The organism is Alteromonas sp. KUL17 (assembly GCF_006538305.1).
GTDB classification, from domain to species: Bacteria; Pseudomonadota; Gammaproteobacteria; order Enterobacterales; family Alteromonadaceae; genus Alteromonas; species Alteromonas macleodii.
Map to the genome: position 1 here is coordinate 43,790 of NZ_BJKJ01000025.1, position 15,200 is coordinate 58,989.

The 15,200-nt window shown below is 42.6% G+C and carries 6 protein-coding genes, 1 tRNA gene and 2 pseudogenes; 4 read left to right on the forward strand and 5 right to left on the reverse strand.

Annotation, left to right across the window (positions count from 1 at the left end; all coding sequences use genetic code 11):
• Positions 1 to 609: 609 nt before the first annotated feature.
• A complete protein-coding gene (locus KUL49_RS17320) occupies positions 610 to 3,420 on the forward strand; it encodes a TonB-dependent receptor (protein WP_242633881.1) in 2,811 nt (936 codons plus the stop codon).
• A gap of 305 nt (positions 3,421 to 3,725) precedes the next feature.
• Here the strand turns inward: KUL49_RS17320 and KUL49_RS21335 are convergent.
• The 5 genes and pseudogenes from KUL49_RS21335 to KUL49_RS17345 form a co-directional block, all read right to left on the reverse strand.
• Positions 3,726 to 4,155: pseudogene (locus KUL49_RS21335) on the reverse strand (ISNCY family transposase); the annotation flags it as partial.
• A 316-nt stretch (positions 4,156 to 4,471) separates the two neighbouring features.
• On the reverse strand, positions 4,472 to 5,131 hold the full coding sequence (locus tag KUL49_RS17330) for a DUF5694 domain-containing protein (RefSeq protein ID WP_131138087.1): 660 nt from the start codon (positions 5,129 to 5,131) through the stop codon (positions 4,472 to 4,474).
• A gap of 489 nt (positions 5,132 to 5,620) precedes the next feature.
• Positions 5,621 to 8,479, reverse strand: a complete 2,859-nt coding sequence (locus KUL49_RS17335) for an alpha-L-rhamnosidase (protein WP_131138088.1) — start codon at positions 8,477 to 8,479, stop codon at positions 5,621 to 5,623.
• A gap of 279 nt (positions 8,480 to 8,758) precedes the next feature.
• Entirely contained in the window at positions 8,759 to 10,177 is a 1,419-nt protein-coding gene (locus KUL49_RS17340) for a sugar porter family MFS transporter (RefSeq protein ID WP_181412777.1), read from the reverse strand.
• Positions 10,178 to 10,206: 29 nt separating this feature from the next.
• A complete protein-coding gene (locus tag KUL49_RS17345) occupies positions 10,207 to 11,421 on the reverse strand; it encodes a DNA-binding transcriptional regulator (RefSeq protein WP_131138089.1) in 1,215 nt (404 codons plus the stop codon).
• 171 nt (positions 11,422 to 11,592) lie between these two features.
• On the opposite strand from KUL49_RS17345, the pseudogene xylB reads away from it, so the two are divergent.
• From xylB to KUL49_RS17360, 3 genes and pseudogenes are all read left to right on the forward strand, one after another.
• A pseudogene (gene xylB, locus KUL49_RS17350) lies at positions 11,593 to 13,052 on the forward strand (xylulokinase).
• A 71-nt stretch (positions 13,053 to 13,123) separates the two neighbouring features.
• Positions 13,124 to 14,443, forward strand: coding sequence for a xylose isomerase (xylA, locus tag KUL49_RS17355; protein ID WP_131138090.1), 1,320 nt, complete (start codon positions 13,124 to 13,126; stop codon positions 14,441 to 14,443).
• Positions 14,444 to 14,588: 145 nt separating this feature from the next.
• Positions 14,589 to 14,664: transfer RNA gene (locus tag KUL49_RS17360), tRNA-Phe, on the forward strand.
• Positions 14,665 to 15,200 lie beyond the last annotated feature (536 nt).

Sequence of the window (15,200 nt, forward strand, 5' to 3'; positions counted from 1 at the left end):
GGTATTCGCGGTACGTCTTAAATATCGATTGAAAATATCGTGCTCGCTCAGCATCGAAAAAATCTATCTGTCGATGAAATATCGATAAGAAATCACGGAGGGTTAAAGATTCTTGCGTTGAGTGTATTTCTATCGTCATAAAAATCCTTTTCTAAAAACCCTCTAAAATGGGTTGCGTGTTACAGTAAGGGAGCTTGCAAGTATCCCCATAGCTCCGATCTTAAACAGCCCTGTTCGTTGCAATTGACATCCGAACACTTCTTTCCGAGTCTTCATGTTCCTTTCCACACTATCAATTGGTAGGCGTTGCTCATCCATGTATGAGCACAATCAGTCTATATCAGTCAGTTATGATCATATGAAAATTAATAAATTGTTAAAAAAGGTCGTTAACAATGATTGATTTGTGTTAGTGTTTTGTTTAAGGTAAACGTTTAACCTTTTTAAGGTAATTTAAAAGATTATTAATATCAATGTATTGTGGTTTTTGGCTGGGTTTTTTTTGTCACGCTGTAGCTGAGAGGGTGGTAACGAATACAGTCAATATCGATCATTTATAAGTTAAAGCTCATAAACTTTTAAATATAGTCATTACAAGGAGACAGGACATTGACACATCAAATTAACACAACACATTTAGGTTCTATTGCGAAGCGCTCAATATTAGTTGCCGCTATTGCTTCTGCCTTAAATACGTCTGATGCATTTTCACAAGATTTTGAACAGCAGAGCGTAAACGATGCATCTGTAGAAGTAATTGAGATTCGAGGCATTGTAAGCAGCTTGAAAAGAGCAATGTCTGACAAAAAAGAAAATTTGGCCGTTTCAGATGGAATAGCAGCGGAAGATTTAGGCAAATTCCCTGATCTGAACGTAGCAGAGTCTTTGCAACGTATCACGGGTGTTTCAATTGACCGTAACGGTGGAGAGGGACAAAAAATAACGGTACGTGGTTTTGGGCCACAGTTTAATACTGTACTTGTAAATGGTCGCCAATTAGCTACTGACGACGCAGGCCGTGCATTCAACTTCGACGTATTAGCAGCGGATCAAATTACTGGCGCTAGCATCTATAAAAGCGGTGTTGCAAACCTCCAATCAGGGGGTATAGGCTCTACCATCAATGTTTCGACAGCCCGTCCTTTTGACTATGACGGTTTTCAAGCTGTAGGTAGTGTGAAGGGGGTTTACGAGACACTTTCGGAAGAAACATCTCCACAGGCATCATTCCTAGCGAGTAATACGTTTGCTGAGGACAAAATTGGTTTATTATTGGCGGTATCTCACCAAGAACGTCAAGTTCAAGTCAACCGTATCGGCACCGCGGGTTGGCGACCAGGTTTGACATTGTCGAACAGAAACGACGGGGTATTGGCTACGAATGTGTATCTTCCACGTAATTGGAATCAAACTGTAGACCAACAAGACAGAACTCGTACTAATGCGTCCCTTGTAGCGCAGTTTGCTCCTACAGACGATGTAACTATCACGCTAGACGGTTTTGTGTCTAAGTTTGAAATTGATTCTCAGCTATCCGCTTTAGCGTCTTGGTTTGAGGCAGATCGCGTCAGTTCTGCAACAATTTCTGATTTCGGTACTGCTCTGCAGTTTACGCAAGGAATTGACGTTCACGAAGGTAGTGGTAATCCAGCTTCTGACTTTATATCGTCAACCCGTGGTATACGCGACGTTACTAACAAAGGCTTTGGTTTAAATGTAGATTGGAACATAACCGATACAATTTCAGCAAAGTTCGACGTTTCAACGTCAGATGCTGAAAATGATGTTGCAGGCAAAGGTCGAAATAACGTTGTGGGTATCATCAACAGCTACGAATTTGACGGTAGAGGTAACATACCTACTGTAATTCACAACGGTTTTGAAAATGGCTCTCTTCCAGATGTTTCTCTTAACCGTCTTCACGGCAACGACCTAGGTAATATATTCGCATCTCAAGATGAAGTCACAGAATATAAAGCAGATTTCACGTACCTAGCTGATTCTGACGTTTTTCGTAAAGTTGATTTCGGTTTTTTACGTTCGGAGCGTGAAAAGTATGTATTTCAAGAATTTGCTGCTCAGTGTGCATTTTGTGGGTATGGCACAGAGGCGCCAATTGATGAGTTAAATATCCGCCCCTTTACTGCGAAGAATTTTTTAAGTGGTTTAATTGATACTTGGTATACATATGACGGTGACGCTTACCTAGACTACCTTGCTTCACAAGGAGCGCCACTAGAACCTACCCTTCAGCCAAACTATTACAACATTGAAGAAGACGTAACAGCGATTTATGCTAACTTCGAATTAGGTTACGACATTGGAGATATGCCATTAACGATGAACTTCGGCGCCCGTTACGAGGAAACAAATCTTTCAGTTTCAGCAGTACAAGCGCTAATCGCCGATATTGTGCCAACAAGTGACCTAACATTGTATACCAATGTATTTGCACCGGCCGAAAACATTACGGAATCATCTTCTTACGCCAACCTTTTACCTAGCTTAAACGTTAAGTTAGAGATACAAGAAGACATGATTGTACGTTTCTCTCGGTACGATTCATTATCACGTCCTACCATGTCTCAACTGTCTCCAGCGACTACGTTCAATTCGCCCCGTCGTCAGAATTTACAGGCTAGTGGTGGCAACCCAGATCTTAAGCCTTTTAGCGCAGACAACTGGGACTTATCGTTCGAGTGGTACTATAGCGATGACTCAATATTTTCATTTGCACTATTTAGCAAAGAAGTAGAAGACTTCATCGTTACACTTTCTGCAGATGAAACGTACGCAATGACCAATCGTCTTCCAAATGATTATCGCTGTGCTGCTGCCGATTGTGCACCAGGTATATCACTTGACCCAGAAGAGCCTAATCGCGATGTAGTGGCAGATACAAACGAACTTAACGGCGCTAGTGAAGTTTACACTGTTACTCGTCCGCAAAACGGCGAAACTGCAAAGGTTAACGGCTACGAAGCGGCTGTTACCCACGTGTGGGACAACGGATTCGGTATAACCGCCAATGCTACAATAGTAAATAGTGACGCAGAAATATCAGCTGATACTAGCCGTACATTTGCGTTAGCCGGGCTTGGCGACTCGCAAAATCTTATTGTGTTCTATGAGCGCGACGCGTTCCAGGCACGTATTGCGTTTAATAACCGTGAGTCGTTCCTATTTGCGCTAGATAACACTTCTGTTGGCGGCAAAACAGGCGAGCCGGTTACTACAAAAACATACGGTCAGTGGGACGTAAGTGCAAGTTACGACATAAGTGAAAATTTAACTGTATTTATTGAAGGAATTAACGTGACTGAAGAAGAGTTAACGCAAATTGGACGCTTCCCTAACCAAATCTACTCAATCGAAGACAACGGAGCTCGCTACTCACTAGGTATCCGAGGCTCATTCTAAGGATTGGTTGATGTTTTGGCAGGGGGAACCCCTGCCATTAATCTTTAAGTTCATTAATAAAGCAAAGCCTATCTCTCGCTGATTCTTCTGTATTTCCACAACCGATAAAACTGAGCTTACAACGGTATTGACGCACTTTAACCTTTATTGAGTTGCTCATTAAAAAGGTTATTTGCATTCTCCACTGAATTCCGAAACTTCACCTTCCCTATACATTACAACGATATTGTTACTGACCTTTCCCCTGAACTAGCGCCACTCTTTCGATGAGACTTTTCATACTATGCACCTGTTTCACATACTCAACTGCCGTCCATTTCTAACATTAATCCAGGTGCTTCCATTCGCTCTCTGCGTTTGTGAACACGCCTGCGCTTCGCCCGTTTTACATGATGGATATCATGTGTCCACTAGCACAGCGTCTAGCGCTGACAATGTCGTTCGTGAGTCTCAAGCATCTCAGTGAGGTGCAACAAGTTCAGGTCATAGTATTTCTTGCGAATTAGCGACTGAACTTGCTGCTTAAGCCGGTCAGGCGTTTTATTAACTGGCGTTGCCTGTATTTCCGTGAACAAAGAACTGTAACCCTTGGCTTCGGCAACGCTGTAAATAACGTACAACAGTACATCTAGACTTATTGAGGAGCTTAATGGCATTAGCTATAGTAAATTTACACTCTGCCACTTTCGCGATGACATCAACTGTCAATTGAGCTATGGAATTCAACACAATCATCCTTAGCGTTCCTCAAATGCATAAACAAAACATTCAAAGAACACGGTTAAAGATAACCGTCAATTTCCCTTGGTAACTAGCGACTACGACAGAATCGCGTGGTAATTAAAGTATTACTTTGCCGACCATGCAGTTTTGTGCAGAAGTGGGTTGGTCAAACAGAAATTGCTATTACCGACAATTCAACGAACAGTGGACATTCTGAAATATTTGCTGTCCGACCGAGTTGTACATTGCTTCCATCTTTCGAGTGATTTACTCAACTATAAAACCTGCATACAGAGAGTTATCAACCGTTTAAAAAAGTCCCTGATACTTATTTGGAGGTATTTAAATAGTTTCCTATGTGCTCGCGCTCATACTCGGGGCAAGCATCAAAGAATACGTTCAAAAGGTTCATATGACCTGAGCCAAAAATCATCAAAATTCTATCGCCAGGCTTGGCTAGAACCCGTTGGATATTTCGAAAAATCCGAAGGTTTCTACTGAACCAACGGCCAGTTTCAAAGTCTGCACCAAAGTATTCATTTTCTTCAGTTTCAAATTTAAAGTGCCCAATTAAATAGTTGCCAAGTGATTTTTTGATATTTTTTTCGCTGTTCAGCCGAAGTAATTCGGCTGCAATACCTTGTGACTTGTACAATGGTTTTCCTGAGCTATACCTAAGCTCAGTATCTGGATTACTTTTATAATACTTACCGAACTCAGCAACTTTAACCTTATCAATAAGTACTTGGTCAACTGTGGAATACATTCGTCCCCATGTATCAACAGCAAATATTGAACTATGTCCAAGCTTTTCGGCGAGCCGAAACCCGAGTTGATAAACCTCATTTCGGGGAAATTGTTTAAGTTTTGCATTTCTTTTAGATAAATAGGCCTCGTAATCCTCAGTGAACTTTTTTTGCTCTGCAAACTTATGCTCAACAACAATATGTGTAGGACTAAAGGTCTTAATTTGCTCTGCGATAGCCACGAGTTGCTTTTGGTACTCGCTAGATAACACATCAATTTTCTCGTCGTCTTCGACTTTCACGACATCAAGGTTAGGAAACTGAATGGAATGTACCTAAAGTTACTACCTTTATAGCCTCCCTTGCCTTATTGGGTGTTTGCCCAAAACCCAACGTAGAAGTTAGTAGCAACGAAATAGCTATGATAAATCTGTAAAACATCTGAATTACCGTTTAAGTAGTGATAACGGGATTCTATATACTGGGTTAACTCACGCAATACTAAAAATGTAACTAGTCATAAAAGGTACTGCTTTTTCAAAAAGGTTGCCTAACTGTCCCTTAAACATCTGCTTGTCACAAAGCTGAAATAGCTGATCAATAATCTTTTTGTCCGCTTCTTGTCTTCAACGGACCACTACGGCTCTAAAATATGAAACGCCCGATGATTAAAATCGGGCATTTTAGCCCAAATAAGTGCCAGTTTGTTATAGGACTAGTTACTTATATTCTTACATCTCAATCGTTATTGAATGTTGCCCTGCTCCATATATACGGCTTGGTTTACCCTGCAATGAAACCTTGGCTGAGGAATTGTTCGGCACCTCGAGCTGCCAATAGATAGTATTTCCATGGCGTTGCCAATTGCTCACAATTTTCCCATAGCCTGTCTTATAACTTGCTTCGACCCATTCTAGGTCTTTAGGGAACACAGGTGATAGTTCGAAATGCTGGTATCCTGGATTGTCGCCGAGAGGTCGAATACCGCCTAAACCCTCATAAAACCAACCGTCATACCCACTGTGAAAAGGGTGGTTTAATGAACGGCTCGGCGGGTTTCTACCTTCAGGGTCTTTAGTTGGATCCCATACGCCTTTGCGCTCCCATAGGGTTGTTGCTTTTAGATTATCGAATTGCCACTGGTAACCTGGATAGCCCTGAGCCGTAAATATACCAAAAGCAGTATCGCCGTAACCGTAATCACTCAGTGCGCGATATACATAAGTTTGACCCAATGCGCCAATAGAGCCGTGACCATTCCAGTTTTCTACAACATCTTTATTCAGTGCTTCGGCAACAGAAGACCTTAAGTGTATAGGGGTAATACCGAATCTTAGTGCCATGGCATCAGCAGTTTGACTCCCATAATGCCCGGTTTCTGTGTTATAAAATTCTTTGTGATATTGCGTGGCGATCCTTTCGAATAAGGCACTATAGTGTTTAGCTTTTTCCGGTTTGTTCAGAAGCGTAGACATTTTAGCCATTAATTCCGCACCATGTGCCAAAAAGCCAGATGTCGTCATCGTTGGTAAAGTATATTCAGGATTACAGCGCTTGCGCGTCATCCCGGGTACTCGAACTGGATCACACCAGTCACCATAGCCATCGCGCAGAAGGTTATCGGTTAGTTGTGTCTCCGCAGCGTCCATGTATTCCACCATACTCTCGTACTGTTCGGCGATTACTTGGATATCACCATGATGGCGATAATTCTCCCAAGCAATAATGACTTCAGCTACAGCCCAATCGTACTTTTCGCCATGTGAGCGTTTGCCAGGTACGACTGCCGGTGCGATGTGACTTGATGTCTCGAAGTCGCCTAAATATTTTTCCCAGAGGTTTTGCATGTCGTAATTGTAGTTACCAGTAATCAGCGCTGCATGTGCATCACCTGTCCACCCAGCTCGCTCTCTTATTGGGCAGTCCATCGGTAGCGCCATTAAATTTCCTTCGTAACTCCATAGCGCCATGTCATGAATTTTATTTAGTAATTTACTAGAGCTTTTAAATTGCCCAGCAATTTCAACGTCGCTTCGAACTAGATGTCCGTGTACGGCGTTCAAATCTGGCTCAAAGTCTATGCCTGTTAATTCTAGATAACGAAAACCATGCCAAGTAAAAACCGGGCTCCAAAATTGCGCGTCTTCTCCAGAAGCTATATAGGTATCAACCTGTTTTAGAAGTGGTGCACCTCCCCCAGACTTTTGGCTTAAATTACCGTCTATGTCTGCCCATTCTCCGTAGCGCATATGGACAGCTTGCCCTGGTTTTAAATTTAGAGCTTTTAGGTTTAATGTTGGTATACCAGTGAAGTTTTGTCCAAAGTCGAAAACCCATACATTCTTTCGCGGTTGATAAAGCTTAATAGGTTCTAATTTTTTTACTGCTCTTATCGGCGGCAGAAGCTGTGGTTCTAATGATTCAGTAGGCCATTCATCCAAGGCTTCAACCGGTTGCCAGTTAACTAGATTATTTGCAGATGTATTTACGTTCCATGCTTCAACAGCTTCATTGGCATCGTAAAGCTCTCCAGAAAAAAGCCCTTCTTTTAAAATAGGTGACGGGTGTGATATCCAGCTTTCATTTGACGCTACAATTTGACTGCTTCCATCTTCATAAATAAGTTCTAACTGGGCTATGAAATTCGGCTGTCCATAGGATAAGGTTTTCTGATTTCTCTTATCCTTGGCTGTGTCTGGGTTAGACCATTTGCTAAAGGCAATGTTCTCGTCATACCAGCCGCTCCCAAGATGGACGGCGATAGTATTCTGACCGTTTAATAGTAAATCGCTGACTTCATCAGTGTTATATAAAATACGCTTATCAAAATCAGTTTGACCCGGGTCAGCAAGTCGATCATCAACCTTCTGTCCGTTTAAGAATATTTCATAGTACCCACCAGCTGTGCTGTGAAGTTTTGCTCCCGCGATTTTTTTGCCAGTTTCTGTAGTAAATGAGTGACGAAATAAGCTGGCAGTAGGCTGCTGTTTTAATTGTTTAACAATGCCTAGTTGTTTGTTAAAAGCGGTCTCTGTTAGTTTTTCTGTGATATTTGGATGAACATTGGCTGCATATTCTATCCAGTCCATTCGATTTTTTGTTACTTGTGCGATATCACGCTGTTTGACTTGCAACCACTTTGCACGCCAGTCGGATTTGTTAAGTAAGCCCATTTCCCAAGTAGAGGGTGTACTCCAACGGCTTGGCTTTTCGGCGTCTTTTGACCAGACTCGAACTCTCCAAACGGCTTTGCTATTTGTCTCTAGCGTTGTGCCTTGATAGGGAACGTTAACAGAAATACTAGATATGACTTTCTCGCTATCCCAAAGATCTGCCAAGCCAGAAACTAGTTTGTCCTGACTAGTAGCGACTTGTATTTGGAAAGCCTCTTGTGCTTTAACATTAGAATGCCAAGATAGCCTGGGAGTTTCGTTGTGAACGTTAAGCGGGCGGATATTACTCCCAACCAGTAAGTTATCAGGTTGTGGTTGTTCATTGTGTTGAACTTCGCTAGAACTTAAATCAGGTTCTGCAAAGGAACAAGCAACCAAGATAAGTAAAAAGGGGACAAACGTAAGGTGTCTTAACATGTAATTTTGCTCTTCTTATACCGATTTAAAGGTTCATGATAAATAGGTAACCTTCTCGTAGATTGATACCCAAGATTCATAGTTTTTTTCAAAGTTAGTCTTAGCAAAAGAGCACATGTAATGTTTAAGGGCTTTGACGTAACTATAGACTTGAGAGCTACCAATGAAATTCTTTTGCGGTGTTACAAGCTCTACTTAAATAAGGAAATAGGGTAGGCGTCAGTATGCATTCTTCAAGACACCTACTTATGCAGAACCCTAATTTTCTAGGACAGGTAACTACCCCTTCATATCTTCAAGTTCTACACCTCTGGTTTCATAGACATAACGTATGACAAATATAATCGACAGCAGTGAGAAAAGCGCATAAAGGCCATAAGCACCCGCGAGCCCTATACCGGCAAGCAACATCGGGAATGACCAAGTTATTAGAAAGTTTGTTGACCACTGAACTAAGCCACTAACAGCAAGGCCTGAACCTCTTATCTGATTTGGAAACATCTCTCCCAACATCACCCACATTACCGGCCCCCACGAGAAGTTAAAGCAGAAAACGTAAAGGTTCGCTGCAATCAAGGCTAGTGGGCCCCATTCGTTTAGAGATAACTTCCCATCAACAGACTGCTCAGCATTTAAGAAGGCAATGGCGACCACGGCAAGCGTAACTGTCATGCCAATCGAACCCCACTTTAATAGCGGTTTACGGCCCACTTTGTCGATCACTGCGAGGGCGACAATACATGCCGCTATGCTAATAGCCCCACTTATAACGTTTATTAATAACGCGTCAGACTCAGAAAAACCTACTGCTTGCCATAGTACAGCTCCATAGTAAAAAACGACATTTATACCCACAAGTTGCTGAAGTGCAGCTAGACCAATGCCAATCCATACTATAGATTTCAGCTTCCCTGAGTTTTTATCGATTAAGTCCTTTAACTGAGGCTTATGATCGTCTGATAATGATGCCTCTATTTCCGTGAGTTTATTCTGAGCGTGAGAGCCGTAAAGCTTGCTTAGTACCGAGCTTGCCTCCCCAGTTTTCTGTTTGACTACTAAAAAACGTGGGCTCTCAGGAATGAAAAGAAGCATTATGAAAAAAAGTGACGCTGGCACTATCTCCATCCAGAACATCCAGCGCCAAGCTTCAAAATCCAACCAAAGTTTTTGAGTAGAGCCGGAAGCGATATCAGCAAGAAAATAATTACTCAGAAAAGCTGAAAAAAGCCCGCCAATAATGGCTATTTGCTGTATTGAGGCGAGCATACCTCTGTATTTTGCTGGTGAAACTTCTGCGATGTACGCGGGCGCCATTACAGAAGCGGCGCCTACAGCGAGACCACCGATAACTCGGTAAAGAACAAACTCGACACTACTTGTTGCAACACCTGACCCCCATGCACTTATTAAAAAGAAAATAGCGGCAACAAGCAGTAGAGACTTGCGGCCGTATTGATCAGCTAAGCGTCCAGCAAAGAAAGCACCTACGGCACAACCTAAAAGCATACTGGATACATTAAAACCAGTCCCTACACTTTGAGAATTGAAAGCGGTTTGCAGCCCATCAACAGTGCCATTTATCACGCCACTGTCGAATCCAAAAAGAAATCCTCCTATCGTCGCTACAATGGTTATGAAGAGAATAAACCCAGAGTTTGTCGATTCACTGGAAATATCATTGGTTAACGTTGTGTCCATATTGTTTTCTCTATTGCTATAGTCCTAATTTAGGAGATGTTGATAACCGAGCTTTCTGATTCACTTTCTAAATAACCAGGTTGCGCTGCTTGGCGGTACTCAACAGGAGTTTGATCAAAGTGTTTACGAAAAAGCGCATACATATATTGAACAGAAGGATAGCCACAGCGCTTTGCTATTTCGCTACTGTGCGCGTCAGTCTCTTTTAACATTCTGCATGCTCTGTTTAATTTTTCGTTGTGTATTTCGGTGTGAATACTATGGCCCCGCTCTTCTTTAAAACGGGCCTCTAAGTTAGACCTTGAAATGCCTACGTGGTCCAGCACTTGGTCAACTTTTATACCCTTACAGGCATTCATTCTTATAAAATGCGAAGCTTGCATTACAAGAGGGTCTTTGATGGCTTTAAACTCTGTTGACTGCCTTTCTGCTACGGTAACGGGAGGGACGAGTAACTGAGTGATTTTAGGTGCTTGCCCTTTCAATTGCTTGTGAAGTAGCTTCGCAGCCTGGAAGCCCATTTCGAGACAACCTTGTCTAACAGATGACAAACTAACTCGGCTCAAAAATCGTGTGAGTTCATCGTCGTCGATTCCAATGACCGCAAATCGCTCTGGAATGAGCAGGTCCAAATGGTCACATGCTTGAAGTAGATGCCTAGCACGAGAATCAGTGACGGCTACAATGCCAGTGGGTGCTGGTAAACTTTTGAGCCAATCGGTAAGTCTTTTTTGAGAATATTGCCAAGTTTCGGCTCTCACCGCATGACCCCGATAAACATAACACTCGTATCCATATTGCCTAGTTAGTGAGAGCATTGCTTGTTCGCGTTCTTGTGCCCACCGCTGCTCTTGGCTGATTGGGCTACCGTAGAAAGCAAACCTTTCAATACCTTTTTGGCGTAAGTGTTCAACTGCGGCTTCTACGAGCGCAAAGTTATCCGTTGCAACATATGGCACATCGGGGTATTTGCTTTTGTCTTGATAAGAGCCCCCTACGCCAACAACTGGTACAGATGTACTTGCCAAAGCGCGCTCTATCGCAGGGTTATCGAAGTCGGCAATTATGCCGTCACCGCGCCATTCATCTAAATGCTCTAACCGAGTCAAAAAATCTTCTTCTAAATACAAATCCCAGTCTGCATCTGATGTTTGGAGGTACTGACCAATTCCCTCGATAATTTGTCTGTCGAATATCTTACTCGCATTCAGAAGTAGCGTAATACTGTGCGCTTTTTCGAACATGTTAGCTTCCTACGTATAAACAGATTACGTAACTTTTATTATGATTATTTGTTTATTGATACTAAACCAGGATGTCTTAATTAACAAAACGATTACAAAATTTCGTAATTGATATAAACGCTTTTAGTAATCAACATTCGTACATCAGCGCTTATTTTATGAGAAACGTCGATGTATATAGGAATAGATTTAGGCACCTCTGGTGTGAAAACTGTGTTAACCAACGAAGCCGGAGCGGTTGTTCAGTCAGTGAGCCGTCCCCTTGGCATATCTATGCCGCATCCTCTTTGGTCGGAGCAGGATCCTAACGACTGGTGGCAGGCCACCTGTGACTGTCTTGATGAATTGAGTGATAAGAACAATTTATCTACCGTCAAAGCAATCGGCTTGAGCGGTCAAATGCATGGTGCGACGCTGTTGGACAGCGAAGGGGGCGTTTTAAGACCCGCAATATTGTGGAACGACGGTCGAAGTAGCGACGAGTGCGAAGAGATAACTCGCTTAGTGCCAGACTCATCTATCCGTACCGGAAACCTCATAATGGCAGGCTTTACTGCCCCCAAAATTCTTTGGGTAAAAAAAATGAGCCAGGAATCTTTTCTAAAATAGACAAGGTTCTGCTTCCTAAAGACTTTTTGAGGTATCAGCTAACTGGCGAGTTTGGATCAGATATGTCGGATGCCGCCGGCACTGTTTGGCTGAATACCGAGTCTCGAAGTTGGGATGAAGAACTATTAAAAGCTTGCGGCTTGAGCGTCGACAACATGCCTTCTCTCTACGAGGGCAGCAGTATTACAGGGCATTTAAAAGACTCACTACAGACACGCTGGGGAATGCAGAATGTCGCTATTGCTGGTGGTGCCGGTGATAATGCGGCCGGTGCGATTGGGTGTGGAATTCATGAGCCTGGTCACGCAATGTTATCGCTTGGAACATCAGGAGTTTATTTCGCAGTAACTGATCGATTCACCGTAAATACAGCTCAGGCTGTTCACAGTTTCTGCCACGCTATCCATGACCGTTGGCATATGATGTCGGTTATGCTCAGCGCGGCAAGCTGCCTAGATTGGTACGCAAAGCAAAGTGGCTACACCGATGTTGGCAGCATGATTGATGACGTGCAGACAAATACAAGCCACCATGACACACAAACACCTGTTTTTCTCCCATACCTAACGGGCGAAAGAACACCTCATAATAACCCTTCAGCTAAGGCTGCATTTTTTGGCGTGTCGGCATCGACTGAGCGAGTCCATATGGCACGAGCTGTCATAGAAGGGGTTTCGATGGCGCTTGCTGACGGCATTGATGCGGTACATCAAAGTGGTGTCACTGCAAAATCAATAAGCCTTATAGGTGGAGGAGCAAGAAGCACTTTTTGGCGTCAGCTCCTTAGCGATATCAGCGGTTACGAACTGGAGTACAGAGAAGGCGGGGATGTTGGACCGGCTCTTGGAGCAGCTCGGCTGGCTCAATTAGCTGCCAATCCTAACGCCGACCTTTCAGACATATGCTTTAAGCCGAAGCTAGAGGCGACATACACACCAAACAAAAAAATTCATGACAACTACCTCAATAAACGGCAGAAGTTCAGAGAACTGTACTACGCAGTCGAAACATTCTACTCGTAATGTTGGGTTAGAGTTAAAAACTTTAAGTGACTGTTACGCATCAATATAGTGCGGACTATAAAGGAAATCCTATGAGCAATTATTTTGAAAGCATTCCCTCCATACAATATGAAGGGCCAGATTCAACGAACCCACTTTCGTTCAAGCACTACGACCCCCAAGAGGTGATTGGTGGTAAAACAATGGAAGAGCACCTTCGCTTTGCAGTGTGCTACTGGCATAACTTCTGTTGGGATGGCGCAGATGTATTTGGAGGCGGCACGTTTAATAGACCTTGGCTTGCAGCGGGTGATCCCATGGAGAGAGCCAAACAAAAAGCCGATGTAGCGTTTTCATTTTTCGAAAAGTTGGGTGCGCCATTTTATTGTTTTCACGATATTGACGTAGCACCAGAAGGTGATTCTATCCAAGATTACATTCGCAATTTTGGGGAGATGACAGAAGTTTTAGCCCGTAAACAAGAAGAAACTGGTATGAAACTCCTGTGGGGAACTGCTAACGTATTTAGCCATCCTCGCTATATGTCTGGCGCGGCAACGAACCCAAATCCAGAAATCTTCACTCGGGCTGCAACTCAAGTTTACCATGCGATGAATGCGACCAAAGCCCTTGGCGGTGCAAACTACGTCTTGTGGGGTGGCCGTGAAGGTTATGAAACGCTTTTAAACACGGACTTGAAGCGCGAGCGTCAACAATTTGGTCGCTTTATGAATATGGTTGTTGAGCACAAGCACAAAATTGGTTTTGATGGACTATTGTTGATTGAGCCAAAGCCTCAAGAACCCACAAAGCATCAATATGATTATGATACAGCAACGGTCTATGGCTTCTTGAAAGAGTTTGGTTTAGAAAAAGAGTTCGCTGTAAATATTGAAGCCAACCACGCGACCTTGTCTGGCCACTCCTTCCATCATGAAGTGGCTACGGCATTCGCGCTTGATATTTTCGGCTCAATTGATGCAAACCGTGGTGATCCGCAGCTTGGTTGGGATACCGATCAGTTTCCTAATTCAGTAGAAGAAATGACACTTATTTGTTATGAAATTCTGAAGAACGGCGGTTACACGTCAGGCGGATTCAATTTCGATACTAAATTAAGACGTCAAAGCCTTGATGCTGAAGATCTTTTCTTGGGTCATATTGGTGGCATGGACACCTGTGCGCTTGGTTTGAAGAAAGCTTACGAATTGTTATCTAACGGTGTGTTGGATAGTAAAGTTAAGAGTCGCTATGCAGAATGGAATTCTGTGTTCGGCAGAGAAATCTTAGACGGTAATATGTCGCTAGAGTCTTTAGCTGAGCACGCGAAAGTCAAATCTTTAGACCCTAAACCAGTATCTGGAAAGCAAGAAGGGCTAGAAAACATAGTGAATCAGGTTATATACAGATAATGTTTTAAACCCAGCTACAAGTTAAAAAGGGCAAACACTTCTGCCCACTTACAATAAAAATTTTAAAAACAATAGGTTAAAAGCTTGCAGGCACTTTGTTAAAGCTCGCAAAGTTTTTATCAAGCTTAAATAGCACACTTTATGTGCCTAGATAGCTCAGTTGATAGAGCTGCGGGTTGAAAATCCGCGTGTCTTTGGTTCGATCCCGGGTCGAGGCACCATTTACAGAAAACCTGAACATTTTTGTTCAGGTTTTTTTGTCCTTAAAAAATTTCCATAGAACAGAATCATATAATTCTTTTACCTTGTACCTTTCACAATAGCATTTAGAGAATGATTAGTGGCTTCAAGGCCATTTATTTGAAGTATATGTCACGGTTCTTGAATAACATGCTTGAACCACGTTTTTAGTTGCTCCTGGTCTGCAAAATTTCCTTCATACTTAATATCTGGTTCTAAATTTTCAGGTTGTGAGGCTTCCAACAGCGTCAATGCTCTATATGGAATGTTTACCTTCATATTGTTTTTTGTACGAATACTAATCTGGTCTGTATAGATAGTACTCATATGTGGATGTTCACCGATGTGGATAACGTTATCCAATTCCTTCATTATTTTTAGAAAAACTACACATGCACTAGCGCACCTACCGTCTGTCAATATGTAGATTTTTTTTCGCTAAACTTTTTCGTTCTTACATTGTTAAAATTTGAATAAAATGTTTCCGTCGAAACTACAGGAAAAACGATGCTAGAGA